The 21154-nt window shown below is 46.7% G+C and carries 18 protein-coding genes, 1 pseudogene and 1 riboswitch; of the genes and pseudogenes, 15 read left to right on the plus strand and 4 right to left on the minus strand.

Annotation, left to right across the window (positions count from 1 at the left end):
* The first annotated feature begins 3 nt into the window (after positions 1-3).
* Positions 4-948, plus strand: coding sequence for a heme o synthase (cyoE, locus tag G9G53_RS14330; protein WP_013311855.1), 945 nt, complete (start codon positions 4-6; stop codon positions 946-948).
* Between the two features lie 88 nt (positions 949-1036).
* Here the strand turns inward: cyoE and G9G53_RS14335 are convergent, their stop codons facing one another.
* The 3 genes and pseudogenes from G9G53_RS14335 to G9G53_RS14340 all read right to left on the minus strand — a co-directional run bounded on the left by G9G53_RS14335 (position 1037) and on the right by G9G53_RS14340 (position 2970).
* Positions 1037-1381, minus strand: coding sequence for a toprim domain-containing protein (locus G9G53_RS14335; RefSeq protein WP_029518206.1), 345 nt, complete (start codon positions 1379-1381; stop codon positions 1037-1039).
* A 166-nt stretch (positions 1382-1547) separates the two neighbouring features.
* Positions 1548-1616 (minus strand): annotated as a pseudogene (locus tag G9G53_RS26490) (YjcZ family sporulation protein); the annotation flags it as partial.
* 184 nt (positions 1617-1800) lie between these two features.
* The gene (locus tag G9G53_RS14340) at positions 1801-2970 is read right to left on the minus strand and encodes an MFS transporter (protein ID WP_029518208.1); all 1170 of its coding nucleotides are present in this window, start codon (positions 2968-2970) and stop codon (positions 1801-1803) included.
* 223 nt (positions 2971-3193) lie between these two features.
* On the opposite strand from G9G53_RS14340, the gene G9G53_RS14345 reads away from it, so the two are divergent.
* The 7 genes from G9G53_RS14345 to G9G53_RS14375 all read left to right on the plus strand — a co-directional run bounded on the left by G9G53_RS14345 (position 3194) and on the right by G9G53_RS14375 (position 12341).
* Positions 3194-3676 carry a hypothetical protein gene (locus G9G53_RS14345; protein WP_029518209.1) on the plus strand — a complete coding sequence of 161 codons (483 nt, stop codon included), beginning with the start codon at positions 3194-3196 and terminating at the stop codon, positions 3674-3676.
* A 16-nt stretch (positions 3677-3692) separates the two neighbouring features.
* Positions 3693-4844, plus strand: coding sequence for a transglutaminase domain-containing protein (locus G9G53_RS14350; RefSeq protein WP_165148486.1), 1152 nt, complete (start codon positions 3693-3695; stop codon positions 4842-4844).
* 20 nt (positions 4845-4864) lie between these two features.
* Positions 4865-6949 carry a peptidoglycan D,D-transpeptidase FtsI family protein gene (locus tag G9G53_RS14355; RefSeq protein ID WP_165148489.1) on the plus strand — a complete coding sequence of 695 codons (2085 nt, stop codon included), beginning with the start codon at positions 4865-4867 and terminating at the stop codon, positions 6947-6949.
* A gap of 177 nt (positions 6950-7126) precedes the next feature.
* Positions 7127-9205, plus strand: coding sequence for a peptidoglycan D,D-transpeptidase FtsI family protein (locus G9G53_RS14360; protein WP_165148492.1), 2079 nt, complete (start codon positions 7127-7129; stop codon positions 9203-9205).
* 82 nt (positions 9206-9287) lie between these two features.
* Entirely contained in the window at positions 9288-10037 is a 750-nt protein-coding gene (locus G9G53_RS14365) for a Cof-type HAD-IIB family hydrolase (RefSeq protein WP_029518213.1), read from the plus strand.
* Between the two features lie 51 nt (positions 10038-10088).
* On the plus strand, positions 10089-10568 hold the full coding sequence (locus G9G53_RS14370) for a DUF456 domain-containing protein (RefSeq protein ID WP_023990190.1): 480 nt from the start codon (positions 10089-10091) through the stop codon (positions 10566-10568).
* A 138-nt stretch (positions 10569-10706) separates the two neighbouring features.
* Positions 10707-12341: a putative polysaccharide biosynthesis protein gene (locus tag G9G53_RS14375; protein WP_029518214.1), complete on the plus strand. Its 1635-nt coding sequence runs from the start codon at positions 10707-10709 to the stop codon at positions 12339-12341.
* Positions 12342-12358: 17 nt separating this feature from the next.
* On the opposite strand, the gene G9G53_RS14380 is transcribed toward G9G53_RS14375, so the two are convergent.
* Complete coding sequence (locus G9G53_RS14380) at positions 12359-13648, minus strand: DUF2515 family protein (RefSeq protein WP_029518215.1); 1290 nt, start codon at positions 13646-13648, stop codon at positions 12359-12361.
* Positions 13649-13887: 239 nt separating this feature from the next.
* On the opposite strand from G9G53_RS14380, the gene G9G53_RS14385 reads away from it, so the two are divergent.
* From G9G53_RS14385 to G9G53_RS14415, 7 genes are all read left to right on the plus strand, one after another.
* A complete protein-coding gene (locus G9G53_RS14385) occupies positions 13888-14232 on the plus strand; it encodes a thioredoxin family protein (protein WP_025723593.1) in 345 nt (114 codons plus the stop codon).
* Positions 14233-14451: 219 nt separating this feature from the next.
* A complete protein-coding gene (locus G9G53_RS14390; RefSeq protein ID WP_029518217.1) occupies positions 14452-15381 on the plus strand; it encodes a COX15/CtaA family protein in 930 nt (309 codons plus the stop codon).
* 129 nt (positions 15382-15510) lie between these two features.
* A complete protein-coding gene (locus tag G9G53_RS14395; protein WP_165148495.1) occupies positions 15511-17277 on the plus strand; it encodes a UbiD family decarboxylase in 1767 nt (588 codons plus the stop codon).
* Between the two features lie 51 nt (positions 17278-17328).
* Positions 17329-18054, plus strand: a complete 726-nt coding sequence (locus G9G53_RS14400; protein ID WP_165148498.1) for a Cthe_2314 family HEPN domain-containing protein — start codon at positions 17329-17331, stop codon at positions 18052-18054.
* A 124-nt stretch (positions 18055-18178) separates the two neighbouring features.
* A riboswitch (SAM riboswitch) is annotated at positions 18179-18318 on the plus strand.
* Between the two features lie 135 nt (positions 18319-18453).
* Complete coding sequence (locus tag G9G53_RS14405; RefSeq protein ID WP_165148501.1) at positions 18454-19476, plus strand: methionine ABC transporter ATP-binding protein; 1023 nt, start codon at positions 18454-18456, stop codon at positions 19474-19476.
* Entirely contained in the window at positions 19473-20141 is a 669-nt protein-coding gene (locus G9G53_RS14410; protein ID WP_025723588.1) for a methionine ABC transporter permease, read from the plus strand. The genes G9G53_RS14405 and G9G53_RS14410 overlap by 4 nt, the downstream gene beginning before the upstream one ends.
* Before the next feature lie 74 nt (positions 20142-20215).
* Positions 20216-21058 carry a MetQ/NlpA family ABC transporter substrate-binding protein gene (locus G9G53_RS14415; protein ID WP_029518221.1) on the plus strand — a complete coding sequence of 281 codons (843 nt, stop codon included), beginning with the start codon at positions 20216-20218 and terminating at the stop codon, positions 21056-21058.
* Positions 21059-21154 lie beyond the last annotated feature (96 nt).

Below are 21154 nucleotides of genomic sequence, written 5' to 3' on the forward strand. Positions count from 1 at the left end.
ACAATGGATAATATAAGTTATAAGACTTCTTCGGATGCGGCTACCTATTCTGTAAAATCTAAACCACCCGGCAAAGCGGGCACTTGGAAAGATTTTATTACAGTTACCAAGCCAGGCATCCTTCGTACCAATCTGGTTGCAGCCTTTGGTGGTTTTTGGTTAGCATCGCAATGGGACGTTGACTATATAAAGCTAATTCTTACACTTTTAGGTACAATGCTGGTTATGGCATCTTCATGTGTTTTTAACAACTATTTTGACCGTGAGCTGGATTTGAAAATGGAACGTACACGTAATCGCTCACTGCCAACAGGGCGTCTGACCCCTACAACGGTGTTGTCATACGCTATTATTTTGGGTGTTGTCGGGTTAGCTGTTCTATTCTTCTTCTCTGGTGTAAAGGCAGGGTTACTGGGATTACTTGGTATGTTCGTCTACGTCGGTATTTATACACTTTGGTTAAAACGTTCATCTACATGGAGTACATCCATCGGCGGTATTTCTGGTGCAATGCCTCCTGTAATTGGTTATGTGGCCGCTTCGGGTCGTATTGATATGGGCGCTTGGCTTTTATTCGCTCTCCTGTTCTTATGGCAGCCGCCTCACTTCTGGGCACTTGCTATTCGCAGAGTTGAGGAATATCGCGCAGCAGGATTTCCGTTGTTGCCAGTCGTAAAAGGTATCCATCGGACAAAGATTCAGATGATTCCTTATATTGTATTGCTGATTCCGGTACCCATCCTTATGTATGCTTATGGATATGCCGGTATGATTTTTATGATCGTGTCCGTGTTACTGTCCGTGCTGTGGGCATTCTATGCCTTTAAAGGTTTTACGATTAAGGAAGAAGAAACGGATTCCTGGGCCAAAAAAGTATTTTTCTTTTCCATTAACCATCTGACACTCAGCTTCTTGCTGATGATCGTCGATACGGTTCATAAATTCTAATGTCATTTTAGAGGCATTTTATAGTACACCATATAGCTGTCCAACAGGCATGAAAGCGGCCTGAGGACAGCTTTTTTGTTATTCAAGACTAAAGAACAGGTGGCGGGTATATAATGTATTCTTCTAATCCTGCTTTTTCCAATTGAGCGATCACATATTCGTCTGGAGTCCCTTCTACGCCAGCGTATCCTTTGCGGGTATACATATGGTAGGCATCTGGAAAAGAGTCTGCAAGCACACCCCTTATTTTTTTCCCTGAGCTGTCATTGTCCATAAATAAATATATTTCGTCGTGCTTGGCTCGCTTGTGGAGGGATTCCAGTTTTATAGAGTTTAGTGTGCCGAAGGTGCATAAAATGTGAACCTCCGGGTCAAGTAATCGGCGAAGTTTGCTGCGGTCATTTTTCCCTTCGACGATCACGGTTATCGCCATTTAAGCTCACCCCTTGTCTGATACATATGCTCGAAATTCCCCGGGAAATGAAGAATATGAGTATAGTGTAGCTCCAAATAGGGTTCTCATGCAAAAAATAACAAAATAGCCTGCCAGAAGTGGCAGGCATGGGTACAAGGGACAACATGTTAGGGCAATTTAGACATTAAAACCAGCAAGTACGGAGAATGATGACGAGCAGAATATAAAGAACAAGAATGGTGCCAGTTGAAGTTCCAAAAACAGGGCAAGGGCTTACAGGATGACAGTGGCTCACAGGCTGCACCTCCCTTTATTAGTGAATGTTCAGTCAAAATAGTCTATGTGGATAGGGGTATAGTGTACTGTGCATCTGCCCTCTGGAACGGCATTTTGGGCTTTAAAGATAGCATTTTAGCATACCCACTGCCTCAGACTAGCTAGGAATGATAAGGTCCTGTGGCAGACAGTGGCGGCGTCGGAGATATGCGCTTAACGGGAACGAATAGCAGGCCAGCCATCAGAATCAGAAATGCGATAAAAAAAGGGGATATGTGATCCGGAAGCTGACCCGCCAGTACAGGCCCGGCAAAGGAGCCGATTGACGTTGCAATGGATTGCAGGGCAAAGGTTTTGCCCAATCGAGCACCTCCAATTCGTATGAAGAGAGAGGCCAGCGCTGGAAAAATGATGCCTTTGGCTGTTCCCAAAATAAACAGGATGATGCCTATTGTCGCTTCGGGCGTGGTGGCGAGTGCATAGAAGCTTAAAGACATCAGAATAATGCCACAAAGTAGCCTGACCATCGGTGAATATTTGTTCAGAAAAAGCAAACTAAGCGTACAGAGTGCTCCCAAACTGATGATGGAAAAAAGCAATCCGGTGGACATCATGGACGCAGAACCGTTATTTCGTAATGGGATCTCATAAAATAAAATGCCTTGTGCGCACGCCAAAACAAAAGGTAAAAGCAGGTAACGCCAATTGAATGGTAACCGCGTCTGTGCTGCCGAGAGTGGAGCAGGTGTCGTATGACCATCAGATAATTGGGCCTGCGGAGCGGGTGCTTTTTTGGGTAAGGTGAAATAAGCCATAAGCCCCGTGATTACGAGAATGATGCCAAGGGAACTAAATGTCTCGCTAAAGCCAAAACTGGCTACGATAAATGCGCCTGCGGCTGGAGACAGAACAGAGGCCAACGTATGGACGACACCATGCCCCGACATATATTTACCCTGCGTAACCGGATGATCAGACAGTTGCGCCAGCATGGCCAGACAGGCTGGAGATAAAAAAGCCAACACATAGCCACTAATCGCACGCAGAAAAAGTAATTCCCACGGTGTATGGATGTACGATTGAATGATCAGGATCAGGCCTGCAGCTGTCAGGCTGAACATAATATATCGGCGACTGCCGTGTTTGTCGACTTTGGGACCTGCCATCAAATTGCCAGGCAGGTGAGTCAGAGAGTAAATCCCCATCATCCAACCGATAAAGGTAGGAGCTGCCCCCAGAGAGATGGCGAATGGCGTCAAAATAGGATATTGCGCATGCAGATCAAAAAAGGCAATGAACAAAAAGAGATACAGCCAGAGGGCTGTTTTCATGTGAATGACCCCCTTTCCCTAATGTAAACTTTCATGTTACTTCGTACTGGCCCTTCCTAAGTTGTACGCTGGATTGGACGAACATAGACCACTTTGTATGGACAAGAATTGAAAGACAAGGTATGTATAAGACCTAAGCTGACAGGACATTGCGTAATCATGTATAATTACAGAGACAATTTTGCAATTCGAATCATGTAGTTGAAAACGGGAGTGTAGCGAAATGGATAAGGGCGTCTGGAGAGAGTTTTTGGAACATAATTGGCAGATTGTTCAAGATAATTGGCTGTATATATTAATTGGGCTTGTCCTATTGTTAGTCATATTGAAGGTTGTAAGAACTCTCATAAAATGGCTGATTGTCATCGTCGTAATTGCAGGCTTGCTTATCTACAGTGGCATTTCCTTTGAACAGGTCGGCAAGGTCGTTACTCAGGCAAAGGATGATGCGATTAACAAGGTTCAGAGCGAGGCCTTGAACATGATGATCAAAGAGGGACGGGATGCCCAATACACATCCAACGCGGATGGTACGTTTTCTGTAACCAGCTCCAACTTGGAAGTGAAAGGTCCATTTGATGGTGACAAGGTCAAGGTATGGTTTCAGGGGATGTCGCTGGGCGAGTGGAGTATGGGCGATACCGTCAAGAAATATATCGAAGGTGCAAAAGGCTCGGCTGTAACACAGTCGCCACAGTCGCCGTAGAGACAGGAGGAACACAATGAAACCATCCTGGCTGGAGCCTATTCTTCATTGGAATGGCGTGACGGTGTTTTTAATTGTCATTGTACTGCTGTCGTTGATTCAGGGCTGGAGACGAGGAGCTTCCAGATCTGTAGGGGCGCTGTTTAGTCTTATTGTGGATGGCATACTGACTGTAGCGGGTATTTTGTGCTCGCTCGGATTAGCCATGTGGCTTTCACCGAAGGTGCAACAATGGCTGGCAGCTTACATGGAGCATTTGCCACAGCGAAAACTAAGTGGGATTGAGCAATTTTATTATACGATTGTGGCGGGGATAGAGGGTTTTCCGCTGCTGCGATTCGCCGTATTGTTCATGCTCAGTTATGCTATTGCCCAGTTTATACTGCGTGCCATTTATGTGTTGATGGTAGGTGGCAAATCAGATTCCTCCCTCCATGAGCATCCAAAAAAATCGGGCTTTTTCAGCAGGGTGGCAGGGGCCGGAATAGGTACTCTTATTGGTGGAGCTCGCGCCATGATGATCATAGCCCTGCTGTTCATAGGCGTTAGTCTGTACCCAAACAGCGGGTTTAGCAGCTACGTACAAGCTTCACCGATTTATAAGCAAGGTGCGCAATCGGTTATTGAACCGTTGTCCGGGACTCTGATTAAGGATAAGCTGCCCGTATTTACGCAGGCTGTTACCAAGGAACTGAATGGCATCATGCAGCGCAAATATGAAATAATCGACCGGGACATTCCAAGCGATATCGTTCAGGCAGCGGCCAAGATTACAGAAGGGGCTAGCGGTGACGAGCAAAAAGCTAGAGCGTTGTATGAATGGGTAGGCACCCGTATTAGCTATGATTACAGTAAGGTGGAAGCCTATGAGCAACGTGGTGACTGGCATGAACAGACTCCTAGAGATACGTTTGATACACGTAAAGGAGTGTGCATTGATTATGCCCGCCTGTACTCAATGATGGCTCGTTCGCAGGGGCTACAGGTCAAGGTGGTGACAGGCCTTGGGTACAACGGACAGGGAGGATACGGGTCCCATGCCTGGAATGAGGTATATTTGAGCGGACAGAATCAGTGGGTACCGCTAGACCCGACCTGGGCGCAAAGTGGGGACTGGTTTAATCCGCCTGGTTTTGCCCAAACACATATCAAGGATAAAGTGATTTAATAAGGAGTGGAAAAGGGCACATGAGAAAGATAGACAACGAGCAGGGAACAGACAATGGGACGTCTGATCGAAAAAGATTCAGCTTTCGGATCAATCTGTTCTTTTTCAGCTCGTTCATTATATTTACAGTCATCATTGTAAGATTGGCGATACTTCAATTCGTGGATGGACCTCAGCTCAAGCAGCAGGAGGCCAGTAATGTTACCAAAAATGTACCACTTACGCCGATTCGCGGAACGATTTATGATTCCACCGGGCAGAACAGACTAGCGTATTCTACACCTGTACAATCGCTGTATATCACGCTCTCCAAGAACTACAGTGATGGTATGGAAGAAAAGCGTGATAATGACAAAAAGCTATTGCCTGAGCTGGAGAAAATGACACAGAAGCTGGCGAATCGCTTTGCTGAATATGGGAATAAAGATGAGCCGAAAATGACGGCAGAGCAAATTATGGACGCTATGGACCGTAACTATCAGCGATTTAGCGGTTTTACGCCGCGTCTGATTAAAACGAATCTTAACAAAGATGAAGTGGCCTATTTTATGCAGCATAAGAGTGAGTTCCCGGGCATAGATGTCGTAGAGGAAACGGTACGTCATTACGATCCAGATACGGTAGCTGTCCAAACGGTTGGCTACATTAAAAGCTATAAAAGTGCGCGTGAAACGTTGGATAAATATAAGAATATTCAAAAATCCATGTCAGCTGAAAATGATCCGGGCCTCATTTATATGGATAACGAATCTGTTGGCTTTGATGGACTGGAATATCAATATCAGGAACAGTTACGAGGGAAAAATGGCTATAAAACGGTTCCGATTGATCCACGCAATATGCCGGAAGGTGTAGATTCTGTTACTCCTCCGCAAAAAGGAAATAATGTATATTCTACGATTAACAAAGAAATTCAGGTTAAAACGGAAGATGCTATTATGGATCAATTGAGATGGCTCCATTCACACGCTGTATCTGGCAAGACTCATCCTTATGCTAAAACAGGCTTTGCTGTGGCTATGGAAGTGGATACAGGAAATGTGGTGGCGATGGCTAGTATGCCGGATTATGATGCTAATTACTGGCAGACCGGAAATATATCTAGCGATAATTATAAGAAAATACAAAATGTATACTTGAATGGTACTATTCGCTCCTTTGGATCGGGCCAATCAGGTCAACATCCAGAGTCGGTTGTCCTACTTGGCTCCACCATTAAGCCGCTTTCTGTGTTAGTAGGACTGGAGGAAAATCTATTCAGTACCTCATCGTATTACCAGGATACAGGAGCGGCTTACTTTGGGCGTAATAATTCGTCACGAGTTCGGAATTCCTCGGGTCATGTGTACGGCGGGTTGGACCCAGCTTCTGCCATTCGGCATTCCTCCAATGCATTTATGGTCGATATGGTGGGCAAAAGATTGTACAACAAATACATTAATAATGCCAAGGAAGATCAAGGTGTGAATGTATGGGACCGCTACATGAAGGAATTTGGACTAGGTGTTTCTACGGGTGTAGATTTACCAAGTGAATGGTCTGGACGCAGAGAGTATGCTCATAATTCGAAAGAGTCTTCATTATCTAAACTTGCATATGCTTCTTTTGGTCAGCAGGGTAAATATACAACGCTTCAGCTTGCACAATATACAGCAGTATTGGCTACCAAGGGCAAACGGATGGAGCCACATTTGGTCAGTCAAATTAAAGATACCAACGGCAATGTAGTTCAAACAATTAAGCCGAAGGTGCTGAATGAAGTGAAATTTCCGGATGCATACTGGAATGAAGTCATACGCGGGATGGCAACAGATGTCAGCGCATTTAAAGGTTTCCCTTATGACTTTGCTCGCAAAACAGGGACATCGCAGCAAAGTGTGGGCAGAGAACTAAAAGATAACGGGGTATTTATTGCCTTTGCTCCACGTCAAAATCCCAAACTTGCAGTAGCGGTTGTTATTCCTGAAGGGGGCTTCGGGGCCTGGAGCGCCGGACCTGTGGCACGTAAAATCTTTGATGCCTACGACGAAGTTTATGGATTGGACGGGGTACCTAAGAAAAAGGATGCCACAGCAACCGATCCTAACGCAACCCAACAGCCATAATCATTTTATATGATATCATTTCATGAAAGCTTCTCTTAGCCTTTGGGCTGAGGGAAGCTTTTTTATGTTTTTTCTACGTTTTCTTACAAAATTGTCATCTCGGAATTCATCGTTTATGGCTTTGGATATGGTAGGATCAGGAATATGCCCTATTGGAAGGAGTAATGACAAGCTAATATGGACAGAGGAAGTTTGGATAAAAAGTTTTCATTCAAAAAGAAAAATGATGAAGAGAATGAAGAGTCACGAAAAAAACAGACGGTTTTACGAACCAACCTACTGTTTTTTGGTGCTTTTGTGCTGTTTGCCCTGATCATTACCAGACTGGCTGTATTGCAGTTTGTACAATCGGAGGAGCTGAAAGGGCAGCAGCAATCTGTAAATACGAAAAATGTCCCGTTAGCCCCGAGTCGCGGCACGATTTATGACTCCACAGGTACGGTTAAGCTGGCGTATTCGACTTCAGTACAGTCCTTGTATGTAACTTTATCTAAGGATTATAGCAAACGTACGGAGAAAGATCGGAAGCCGGGGGAAAAACTGCTCCCTGAGCTCAATGCATTTGCTGCCAAGCTTGCTGCCAAATTAAACGAACTGGGTCGTACCGAAGGAGAGCAGCTTAATGCAGAGGAAATAAAAAAGAGACTGGACCCGGACTATAATCAATATAGGGGATTTACCCCACGTTTGGTCAAATCCGACCTGAGTCGGGAGGAAATCGCTTATTTTCTGGAACATCGGACAGAGTTCCCTGGTGTAGAGGTTGTAGAAGAAAGTGTACGCCATTATGACCCGGATCGGGTGGCGGTACAAACGATTGGATATATGTACAAGTTCAAAGGAGCTCGAACGAACCGGCCCAAATATAAAGAGCTCTATGAAGCGAATTCGGAGGTTTTAAAACCGGCACAGGTTTATTCGGAAAGTGAAACGGTCGGATATGATGGCTTGGAGCTTCAGTACCAGGACGAGCTGAGAGGGAAAAACGGATATAAAACGGTAGAGGTCAATCCTCGCAGCATGCCGGAGGGCATTGAATCCATTACTCCTCCTGAAAAAGGACATCATTTATATTCCACCATCAACAAAGAAATTCAGCAGAAAACCGAACAAGCCATTATGGATCAGCTTGGCTGGCTTCATACTCATGCCGTATCGGGGAAGCTTCATCAAGACGCAACCACTGGCTTCGCTGTAGCGATGGAGGTAGAGACCGGAAATATCGTGGCAATGGCCAGTATGCCGGATTATGACTCTAATGTATGGAAAAGTGGAAGTACCTCACCTTCGGTATATGACGAAATTCAGCATAAAATGGGAAATGGAACCATTAAATCCGTGCCTAGCGGAAAAGCGGGTCCACATCCAGAATCCTCAGTGCTTCTGGGTTCAACCATTAAACCACTGACCGTGCTGATCGGGTTGAAGGAAAACTTTTTTTCTCCCGGACAAACTTATCTGGATACGGGAAGTGCGTACTACGGCAAAAATCGCTCCAGCCGGGTTGGAAATTCTAGCGGGCATGTGTATGGTTCTTTGACACCTAGCAGGGCAATTGAGGTCTCGTCAAATACGTTTATGGTGGATATGATCGGCAAGCCGCTGTATGCCAAATACGGAAGTAATGCAGGGATGCATCAGGGAATTGACGTATGGGACAAATATATGAAGGAATTTGGATTAGGCGTACCGACAGAAGTAGATCTGCCGGGCGAGTGGGCAGGCAGACTTGAGTATACGAGCAAGCATGAAAGTGCACTGACACGTTTGGTACAGGCATCCTTTGGTCAGCAGGGAAAGTATACGGCCATGCAATTGGCCCAGTATACGACTGTGCTGGCAACAAAGGGCAAGCGTATGCAGCCTCATTTGGTCAGCAAAATTGTAGATGATCAGGGGAATCTTGTACGTGAATTTAAGCCGAAGGTACTGAATGAGGTCGCTTTTTCAGATACGTACTGGAATACAGTGATTCGGGGTATGGCTACCGATGTTAAAGCCTTTAACGGATTTCCTTATGACTATGCCCGTAAAACAGGGACTTCTGAGCAGGTGGTGGGACGTACGGTTAAAGATAATGGGGTGTTCATCGCTTTTGCTCCACGTCAAAATCCGAAGCTGGCGGTAGCGGTCATCATTCCTGAAGGGGGCTTTGGTGCGACGAGTGCGGGACCGGTTGCGCGTAAAATATTTGATGCGTATGACGAAGTATATGGGCTAGATGGTACTCCTAAAAAGCCTCTGGCAGCAAAGTGAGGACTTGAATTTTTTTGTGGGCTTCTCTTTTTCATGGTAAAATGTCGTTGGACATAAGGGACATACAGGAGGAAGAGACACTATGGGAGAGAACCAATATAAATACAAACTGCTTGCGCTCGACATGGATGGAACTTTACTGAATGATAATCATGAAATTTCCTTGGAAACGATTAACTGGATTAACAAGGCGATACAGGAAGGGATCCATGTATGCTTGTCCACCGGACGTGCAGCGATGCATGCTCTGCCTTACGGTCAGCAACTCGGCCTGGAGACGCCAATGGTAACCGTAAACGGCAGTGAGGTGTGGAAATCACCCCACGAGTTGTGGCGTCGTTATTTACTTGATAAGGAGCTCGTTCGTAAGATGCACCAGATTGCTGTAGAAACAGGCTCCTGGTTCTGGGCTTACTCAACGGAGGAATTATATAACAGAGATCGTTGGCCGAATACATTGGACACACAGGAATGGCTTAAATTCGGTTATAATACGGAAAATGACGAAATTCGCCACCAAATTTTGCTGAAGCTTCAGGACATGGGTGGACTTGAAATCTCCAATTCTTCAATGACGAATCTGGAAATTAACCCAGCTGGTATATCCAAGGCCAGTGGAATCGCTGAAGTGTGCGACCTGCTTGGCATTACTCTGGAGCAGGTGGTTGCCGTTGGCGACAGTCTGAATGACCTGGCTGTGATTCAAGCGGTTGGACTGGGCGTAGCCATGGGGAATGCTCAGGATACGGTTAAAGAAGCCGCTGATGTGGTCGTGGCTTCGAACAATGACGACGGCATTGTAGAAGTGATCCGTGATTATGTGCTTGTGTAATAAAACGAATGATGCAGCTAGCAGGATGAATGGACGAGAAGGAGGAGGCCCATGGACGTTGTAGGCTGGATTGTTGTTATTGTGCTATTCATTGTGGGCATGGCCGGGGCGGTATATCCCGTATTGCCGGGGGCGCTCGCCATCTATTTTGCATTTTTTGTATACGGCTGGTTTTTCTCGTTTGCTCCATACAATGCACTGTTTTGGATTATACAAACACTAATCGTCGTTGCCCTTTTTGTTGCGGATTATGCTGTGAATGCGTGGGGAGTTAAGCGATTTGGTGGCTCGCGCCTGTCAGCGATACTGAGTACTATCGGGATTATTATTGGCCCCTTTGTTATTCCGGCATTTGGCCTGATTTTGGGACCATTTATTGGCGCTGTGCTAGGTGAGCTGATAAGCAAAGCCCCGCTGGACCGAGCTATTAAAGTGGGCTTTGGCTCTGTGTTAGGCCTTTTTACCAGCACCGTGATGAAAGTGATTTTGCAGCTTGCCATGATTATTGTATTCTTAATTTGGGTGTTATAACCCGAGATTCATTTTCGTTTATTATGATTTGCAGAGACAGAATCGACATGCGGCTCCGCACCGGTGATGGCTCAGGCCATGACAGTTTGTGCGGGGCTTTTGCATGCGTGTGAACAGCAAGAAAGAAGGGAACGCATTTTGTCCAATAAAGAAACATTCCTTAAAGGTACGCTTATTTTAGCCGCTGCCGCCTTGGTGGCCAGAGTGCTTGGTCTGGTACAGCGTGTTCCACTGGAGCATCTGCTCGGTTCCGTCGGGAACGCCTCGTTTACCATTGCGAACAACGCTTACTTGATGCTGCTCACGGTGGCTACGGCCGGCATTCCAAGCACATTGAGCAAAATGGTTTCAGAACGTTATGCACTGGACCGACCTTCGGAAGCGCGACGTGTGTATCGTGCGGCTTTGATATTCGCGGCTGCGGCAGGCATTATCATTACAGCGCTGCTGTATTTTGGAGCGCCTTATTTTGCCGAGCATGTAGCAGGGGTTCCGCAATCCGCTTTGGCCATTCAGGCTTTGGCGCCAGCATTACTGCTGTTCCCTGCCATTGCTATGATGCGTGGATACTTCCAAGGGCGCGGTAATATGACCGCAGGCGGTATTTCACAAATTGTGGAGCAGGTTGCACGGGTAGCGACCGCTATTATACTCGCTTTTATTATTTTGAAGCTGGGTTATGGAGATCGCGAGGTTGCAGCTGGGGCCTCCTTTGGGGGTGTCATGGGAAGTCTTGGCGCTCTGGCGGTCATGTTGTACTACACGGTAAAATTGCGTCGTCAGGATCGACAGGATCGTCAAGATCAATTCCAAGAGGAAAGCTCCGCGCTACCGATGATGCGCATTTACAAAGATATTTTCAAGCTTTCCATTCCAATTGTATTGTCGTCTCTGACGGTTCCGGCGGTCAACTTTATTGATACGTCGATTGTGGTGAGACTGCTATCTGGTCAAGTGGGATTGGATCAGGCGACTACTCAGTTGGGTTATCTAGGCTCTCGGGCACAGAGTGTGGCGGGAATTCCGCCGATTTTGGCCATTGCGCTCAGTCAATCGCTTATTCCGATCATTTCAGCGGCATTTGCCCGTAAGGATGAGCAGCATTTACAAAATCAGATGACGCTGGCTTTGCGTATCTCTATTTTGACTGGAATGCCGATTGTGCTGGCTTTATGTGTGACCGCTTATTCTATTAATGGTTTACTGTTCAGCTCGCTTGGAGGCAGTGGTATCATCGCTGTTCTGACACTCGGAACGATATTCCAGATTACGATGATGACTTCTAATTCAATACTGATCGGTATGGGCAAGCCGCGTATTTCAATGGTTAATGTCATGGTCGGTATCGTCGTTAAGTTTGCAGCGAGCTGGCTGCTGGCTGGTTGGCTTGGGATTTACGGGATCATTGCCGCAACCGGATTATGTTTCCTCGTGATCACGTTGCTGAATTTGCGTGTGCTTAAAGGGATCGTCTCCTTTTCCATCATGGGCCGTCGCTGGGCAGGGTTCTTAACCGCAGTCGTCGTCTCGGGAGCTATCGGATACGGTGTAAATGAAGCCTGTATTCTGCTGGTGCATCTGATGCCTGCGCGTGTAGCCTTCTTCATCGCATGCTGCATTGCCGGAGCGACTGTACTGGTATGCTACTTGGTGTTGCTGGTTGTATTGCGCGTATTGCGCAGGGACGAGCTGGGCAACTACCCACGTATGTTGCAAAAGGTACTACGTCCGTTAATGCGCCTACAGCGTGAGTCCACAGGACAGCGAGGCTAAAAGAGCTCTCCAGTCTTTCAGTGGAAAGGTTGCAAGCTGTTATGGGCAACGTGGGCCATTGCTGTTTTTTGTATGCCATGGCGATGCTCGTGGCGCATGGCAAATAACAGCGGTCGCCTTGGTTCGCTTAGATGCCCAAGTGTGGAGCCGTCCTGAAACCAGTCATACCGGGGGATTGGATCATAAGTTGTATCGGACCAGACGGCGTTCAGCTCCGGGCTGTACAGACGTTGTCCTGGCGGTAGCCATTCATGTGCTAAAAGCGTTGCACTTTCATCTGGAGAGTGCAACGCTTTTTGTTCATTCGGGGTGAATAGTCCAGGCCAATAGTCGCTGCGTGAACCCGTATGCGGCACACTGTTAGCGAATGCTGATGCCTGGTCCAGCACCTGCTGATGGCCGAAGAGCATAGCATAGAGACTTTTGCCAAAGCCGATCCGCTCGTCCAAATGGCCGAAACGCTCCATCACTAGTCCAGCAAGCCCACCGTTTAGCCCAAGTGGAAATATAACCTGATTAAGCTGGAGCCAGTCATGCAAATAAAAGCCCGGCTTGTGTGTCACAAATTTTTGAAAATACGGATCTTTTACCACACGTCCTTCAATATAGTTTTGTTCATTAATGATGAGCGCCACAGTCAACAGAGAGCTATCACGCCATGCCCAGAAACGTTCCCAAAAGGGCTTCATGAATGGCGAAACGTGAAAATAAGGCAACAAATGAAAGCAACTCCGACCTAAATGACGGCTGTGCATGTAAAGTTGCAACTGCGGATAAGCGTCTTGAAAAATAAGGGCGTTACAGCGCTCCAGTAGCCGATACAGCCATTCCTTTTCCTGCTCGCCGAATAGGTTGTCAATCAGTCCCCCTTTCAGATCGGTCATATGATAGCCGCCATTACGAGAAACCAGGTGAGCCAGTAATGCCCAGTGTAACTCCGGGTAGCCACGATAGCATTCAAGGTAAGCAGCAGTGCGGGTAACGTTGCTGCGATTCTCCTGTGCTGTATCGTTCTTGATCCGCTCCAGCAGCTCACAGTCTGTTTCGCATAAGGGCATATTCAGAGAAGAGGGACGCGTAGCGGGTCCGTTCACCAACATTAACGCTTCAGCTTCATTCATAGCGGCCTGTGCCGTATGATAATCCCACGCTAGTTCACGCAAGGGGTAGCGTAATTTGCGGGATTCGGTCCAGGCTGCCCGTTTGCCTTCCCAAGCTTCCTCAGCAACACGGGGAACGGAACCCAGTAACTTTAGCCCTCCCTGAAGCTGTCGAGATGCCGTATGGAGCCATTCGGTAAGAGACATGACTAAATAACCTCCTTTCCAACTGCAAGCATCCCCGTATCCTGCCAAGTAAGTTGGGTATGCTGTTAGGATGTCGTCGTTTATGTGGTGGATTCTTAAGTATATCTTTAGTATGCCTCAATGAGAGGGCTTCCAATCGGCATGTGAGCAGAATGGGGGAGTGTGCAAAAGCTTCACTTGGCGTTACAATAGAAAGTGCAATCTTTTCAGTATAAAAAGAATTTAAGGAGGAATCATCCATGCAAAAAATCGTCTCTCATGAAGACTTTAATAAGGCAATATCCACTCCGGGCGTAACGGTGGCTGTATTTAAGGCGGACTGGTGTGGGGATTGTCATTTCATTGATCCGTTCATGCCTGATGTGGAACAACAATATGCAGATAAGCTTACATTAATTGAGATTGATGTAGAACAGGCCGAAAGCGTCAGTCAAGAGCAGAATGTATTGGGGATTCCTAGCTTTATCGCTTACAGTGAAGGGCGAGAACTGGTACGTCTGGTGAACAGACTGCGCAAATCCCGCGAGGAGATTGAGCAATTTTTGGATCGGGCTGTTGAAGTCCATGCGAGCTTGGCAAAATAATGAATGCTGTACATGCATACATGAAGGTTCCAAATTGAATTTTAAACATCAAGACATTCAGAAAGCCGCTTCCTTTCAAGGGGGCGGCTTTCTCACGAACACGTTCACATTTTGTCAACAAAGCTCGTATGTCAAGGAACGATATATCAGTTATAATTACTATAAGTGATCATTTCACAACATATAAAGTGAATAAATATTATATTTGGAAGGATACGGGTGAATTTGAATAACAAAATTAGAATATTAAAATGGCTGGCACTCGTAACATGTATTGTCATGTTTTTGGCTACCTTCGGTGGAGGTGTTGTGACGCGGACGGATTCGGGTCTGGGCTGTGGCCGGGAATTCCCGCTATGCAATGGTAAGCTGGTTCCGGCACATACGATCGCATCCCTTATTGAGTTCTCTCACCGCTCCGTCAGTGCCATGGCCGGGATTCTTTCTATCGCCTCATTTGTTGGCTTTTTGCTGTTTATGAAGCATCGAAAGGATTTACAGCTATTCTCGCTGCTCACGCTCTTGTTTGTGATCATACAAGGTGCAATGGGGGCGTTGGCTGTCATATTCTCCCAATCAGCTGCGGTCATGGGACTGCATTTTGGCTTTGCGCTTATCGCTTTTGCCAGTGCGACTATGATGACGCTGGGGGCCTGGCAGGAGCATGCGGACTCACGCCACACTCCGCGTCTGATTCCTGGGCCTGTCAGTCGGGGCTTTCGTAATTTTATATGGCTATCGACGATCTATACCTATATTGCTGTCTATTCAGGGGCGTTGCTTAGTCACTCGGTCATCCAGAAGGTTGTAAATATTGGAGGCTTCATATCTCCACTGTTGCTTCATCAGATTTCAGCCGGTCTGCTGTTCGTCATTATCTTGGCTGTGGGTCACTACGCATACCGTTATCACCCGAATCACCGGGACATCCGTATATTGGGTGTTGTATCGGTCTTGTTAATCCTGCTTCAAGTGGTGATTGGAATTATCTTGCTGTACGTCAACAGACCTGAAATCTACATGTTTATCGTGCTGGGGCATATGCTGGTGATTGCATCGTTGTTCTCCATCTTGGCTTATCTGAGCTATCGTGTATGGCAATTGTCACCGGATCGCAAGCTTGTTCCGACCCAAGCACAACGTACCTAAGCATTTCATAGATCATAGTGAAGCGGATTTTTGCCCAAGTGGCGTTTAAACACGTATAATAGCATATAAGAAACAAACCAGGCCCACGAGTTTCTCGAGGGCTTGATTTGCTTAGGAGGAATCGTCCAGTTGATCTACCAGAATTTGCGCCAATTTATTGAAGCACTGCGTAAAGAAAATCATCTTAAAATTATAGAGGCACCTGTCGATCCTTACTTGGAGCTGGCTGAGATTCATCGAAGAGTCATTGAGGAAGAAGGGCCGGCACTGCTGTTCACGAATGTAAAAGGAACTCCGTTTCCTGTAGCCAGTAATCTGTTTGGCACGAATCGCCGTGTGGACATGGCTTTTGGCCCGCGCCCAGAGCAACTGATGGATGCGATTGTAGGAGCAACCAAAACATTGTTTCCACCTACACCCAAAGCATTGTGGAATGAACGTGGCCTGATTAAGGACATGCTAAAAGTAGGCCTAAAAACAGTATCTCATAGCGAGGCTCCTGTATTGGGAGTTCGCCGTACAGAGGCTCCGCTGGCACCACTGCCTAAAGTGACCAGTTGGCATGAGGATGGAGGACCGTTTATTACCCTTCCACTCGTGTATACCGAGAAGCCAGGTCAGCCCAAGGATCATAATCTGGGGATGTACCGCATTCAGATTTATGATGATCAGACGACGGGCATTCACTGGCAAATTCATAAAGGCGGCGGTTTCCATTATCATGAAGCGGAGCTGCGTAATGAGCCGTTGCCTACGACGATTATCATCGGTGGCCCGCCTGCTCTGATTGCGTCTGCCATTGCTCCAGCACCGGAAAACTTGCCTGAGCTGTTGCTGGCTTCGCTTATTATGGGAGGCAAGCTGCCCATGACAGAGGACCCGCTTGGGGGTCATCGGATTCCAGCAGAAGCAGAATTTGCAATCAGCGGTTATGTGCCACCTCATGAACGCCGTCCGGAAGGCCCGTTTGGCGATCATTTTGGATATTATTCATTACAGCATGATTTCCCTGTATTTCATGTCAAACATATGCATCACCGCAAGGATGCCATTTATCCGGCAACCATTGTAGGTAAGCCTCGGCAAGAAGACTACTACCTCGGTGAGTTTTTGCAACGTCTGCTGTCGCCTGCCTATCCGCTTGTGATGCCTTCCGTCAAGTCCCTGTGGGCGTATGCGGAAACGGGCGTACATGCGCTGGCAGCGGCAGTCGTACGTGAAAGCTACTCCCGTGAAGCGCTTGTATCCGGTTTTACCATTTTGGGTCAAGGTCAATTGTCATTGACCAAGTTCCTGATGCTGACAGATCGAGTCATTGATTTATCTGACTTTAACCTGCTGCTGGAAACCATTCTGGAGCGATTTAATCCAGCAAGGGATTTATTTATTTTCAATCACACGTCACACGATACACTCGATTACACAGGCCGCAAGCTGAATCATGGCAGTAAGGCGATCCTGATGGGAATAGGTGAGCCTGTACGTGAATTGCCTCGTGCTTATGAGGGAAGCGATCTGCCGGGGATTCGTGAAATTGAACCCTATTGCGGAGGTTGCCTCGTCGTATCGGGTGCGTCTTTTGAGCAAGATCCTGAGCTGGCGGCACGTGTTTTGGAGCGATTAGCTGCGGGTGAGCAAGAGTGGCCGCTCGTTTTCATTGTGGACGATGCCAAAGAAGTCGTTCGCTCTCAAGCCTCGTTCCTATGGACGGTATTCACTCGCTTTAACCCGGCTACGGATATGTACGCGGACAGCGAAGTGCGTTTGCATCATCTGAACTATAAGCTGCCGATTGTAGTGGATGCGCGTATGAAGCCTGGGTATCCGAATGAGGTGTTACCGCGTGAGGATATTGTTAAGCTTGTAGATCAACGATGGACGAGTTATTTCGCTTGACGCCCTAATTAAACCTACAGCCGGATTTTACATTTATAAGGAGGCGTAAGCATGATACGCAAGCTACTGGGTGAGCCGCCACGTGTGAACAAGGGCATCTTGCTGGATGCCATGAATAGCATGTCAGATATGTTAAACCTGCTGGAGCGGGAAATTCAGGCTGGTGGAGATCCGACCCACGACTTTCGGAAGGCGGATATTTTGACACGTGGTCTAATGTCATCTCTGGATGAACTGGAGCAGAGCCATCATGCTACCGCCTTTTTCCGTATGAAAGTGAAAGCCGGATATGCTGAAGATATGAGTGAGGATGAAAAATCCGATTATGCATTGTATGTTTTCTTTTATAAAGATGGGTTTGTGAGGGTATTTTCCATTTTGGATAAGCTGGGCAACTGGCTGAATGATCTGTATGATTTAAAAACAGGGCAGTATAAGGCTCATTATTCGTATTTTACCGTGTTGCGACAGCTCAAGTATCTCAAAATGCATCCTGTATTGACCGATAATTTAAATGATATCAAGGACACATACAACGATGCCATCAATCGGCTGCGTAAGCGGCGTAATACGGAGATACACTATATGAATACGGAAATGCAGGATGATCTCTGGCAACGGCACCGAGCTTTGTATGGAAAAATCCAACTGGAGGATCTCGATCACCATTTGGAAGATTTGCAGCAGGGCTTGGAAATGGTATGTCGGTCGCTGTCAAAGGCCTTTACTTATACTGCGAAACAATGGGAGAACCGGGCAGTACGCCCAAAAATATGATAGAAAATATCCTTTGACAAAGCAATGTAAACTATCTATACTGAAACCTAGTTTCAGAAAAATGCCTGAATTATATTTTTTATATAAACTTAACGGACAGCTAAAGCTGGAGTTTAACATATTTTTCTTATCCAGAGAGGTGGAGGGACTGGCCCGATGAAGCCCGGCAACCCGTTTTTTCCCGGTGTAATACACTGGGAGGGAACATGATGGTGCTAATTCCTACAAAACCGCTAGAGTTATAGCGATTTTGGCAGATGAGAAAAGGTTCGCAAGGTGGGGCCCTTTTCATTCTGTGAAAGGGGCTCTTTTTTGTATAAATAAATAGCGATTTTATACAATCCTGAGAGATGACAACTGGTTAAAAGGGTAAGGAAGAGTGAAGGGGGTCGCAGCACGTTGATAGAGCTTAAGCAGTTAACCAAGCATTATGGCAAAGGCAACCGACGCGTTAATGCGCTGTCTGGGTTGAATCTTTCTATAAAGCGTGGAGAAATATTCGGAGTGATTGGTCACTCCGGGGCAGGGAAAAGTACATTGATCCGCTGTATTAATTTATTGGAACGCCCTACTTCAGGTGAAGTATGGGTAGACGGGGTAAACCTCACTACTGTGAGTCAATCCCAGTTACAAATGCAGCGCCGAAAAATCGGAATGATTTTTCAGCATTTTAATTTGTTGTCTTCGGCGACGGTATATGACAATATTGCATTTCCGTTGCGGCTGGTAAACACGCCCAAGCAGAAGTTGGACAAGAAGGTTCGTGAACTGTTGGAATTGGTGGGTCTCGAAGAACACAGTGGAAAGTATCCGTCACAGCTCTCAGGTGGACAGAAACAGCGAGTAGGAATTGCGCGGGCGTTGGCTAGTGATCCTCATGTATTGCTGTGTGACGAAGCGACTTCTGCGCTTGATCCACAGACGACGGGGTCTATCCTGAAATTGCTGCTGGATATTAATCAGCGCTTTAATTTGACTATCGTGCTGATTACACATGAAATGCATGTCATTCAAAGCATCTGTGATAAAGTTGGCGTCATTCATCAGGGTGACATCGTGGAGCAAGGTCCGGTGGCGGAAGTATTTTTGAAGCCGCAGCACCAGGTAACCAAGGACTTTATCCAGCGGGAGTCAGAACATCCCGAGGAGTTGCAAGCAGCGATTGCGGCAGCAGGTGGCGGCGAGTCGGCGCAGGTGGTACGTATCTCCTTCTTGGGCAGCAAAACATATGATGCGATTCTGTCGCGTACGGCTCGAAGCACTGGGGTTGATTTTGCGATCTTGCAGGGAACCATATCTACGATTAAAAATGTACCCTATGGTCAGCTAATCGTTCGTTTTGAAGGGAATCATGAGGATATAGAGCATACGCTGCGCGAAGTGTCTGGGCAAGGACTTGATGTGGAGGTGATCGGACAATGAGCGAACTTGATTTTTCACAAGTGAGTTGGGAAGAGCTAGGGAATTCTACGCTGGAAACCCTTCAGATGCTCGGTGCATCCGCATTGTTCACCCTCATTATTGGTTTGCCGCTCGGCATATTATTGTTTCTGGCGAGCCGCTCCTCGTTGACTCTGATGAAGGTGATATACATTGTATTATCATTCATCGTTAACATTTTACGTTCCGTGCCATTTATCATTTTGATCGTTGCACTTATTCCTTTTACACGATCGCTGGTAGGTACCTCGACCGGGGTGTTGGGAACCATCCCACCATTGGTTATCGGGGCTGCCCCATTCTTCGCACGTCTTGTCGAAACGTCTCTGCGTGAAGTGGACAAGGGTGTCATTGAAGCCGCACAAGCAATGGGGGCCTCGACAGGACAAATTATCCGGCGTGTGCTGTTACGTGAGGCACTTCCGGGACTGCTAGCCGCATTAACCATTACCGTCGTTACACTCGTATCCTACACGGCAATGTCCGGGATGATCGGGGGCGGTGGACTGGGTACACTGGCTATCAACTACGGCTATTATCGTTATGAAACGGCTGTAATGATCGTTGCGGTCGTGCTGATGGTCGTATTGGTTCAATTGCTGCAAATGGCGGGAGACCGTCTCGTGCGGCATTATACTCGAAAATAGGGAAAACATATAGATATCCTTATTGATCAGGACGTCTGCTCCTGAATATTACAAATTATTGGAGGGGTAATAACATGAAGAAATGGGTATTGGCTGTATTAAGCTTGACATTAATTGCGGTGCTGGCTGCTTGCGGCACAAAGAGCACAACATCGGATACAAACAATGCGGCCGAAAATACAGGCGGATCACCACGTGAAGTGGAGCTGAAAGTTGGAGCTTCTCCTGTGCCGCATGCGGAAATTTTGGAAGCAATCAAACCTCAGTTGGAAAAAGAAGGGGTTCGTCTCCAAGTCGTTCAGTTTAACGACTATGTACAGCCGAACGTTCAATTGTTTGACAAGCAGTTGGATGCTAACTTCTATCAACATGTACCTTACTTGAATGTTATGAACAAAGAGCGCAAAATGAATTTGGTTTCTGTGGGCGCGGTTCACCTGGAGCCTTTCGGCATCTACTCCCAAAAATATAAAAAGCTTGATGAACTCCCAGATGGCGCAACGGTAGCCATTCCGAACGATGCAACAAACGGAGGCCGTGCATTGTTGTTGTTGGAAAAACAAGGTCTGATCAAGCTGAAAGACGCAAGCAACATTGAAGCTACGGTAAAAGATATTACTGAAAATAAGAAAAACCTGAAATTCAAGGAGCTGGAAGCGGCTATGCTGCCACGTCAGTTGCCTGAAGTGGACATTGCGTTGATCAACACGAACTACGCTCTGGAAGCTAAGCTGAACCCGACGAAGGATGCACTGGCACTGGAAGATAAAGATTCTCCATATGCTAACGTTCTGGTAGCTCGTCCTGATAATAAAGATTCTGAAGCGATTCAGAAGCTGCTTAAAGCTTTGCAATCCCCAGAAACTAAAAAATTCATTGAAGATAAATACCAAGGCGCAATTATCCCGGCATTTTAAGTAGGGAACGAGAACACATTGCACGCAAACCCCAGATTCTCTTGAACAAGAGGACTGGGGTTTCTTTTGGATAGAGTTGTAGGGGAAGCTTAAATA

Origin of the sequence: Paenibacillus sp. EKM206P, assembly GCF_011066155.1 — a bacterium.
Taxonomy (GTDB): domain Bacteria; phylum Bacillota; class Bacilli; order Paenibacillales; family Paenibacillaceae; genus Paenibacillus; species Paenibacillus polymyxa_D.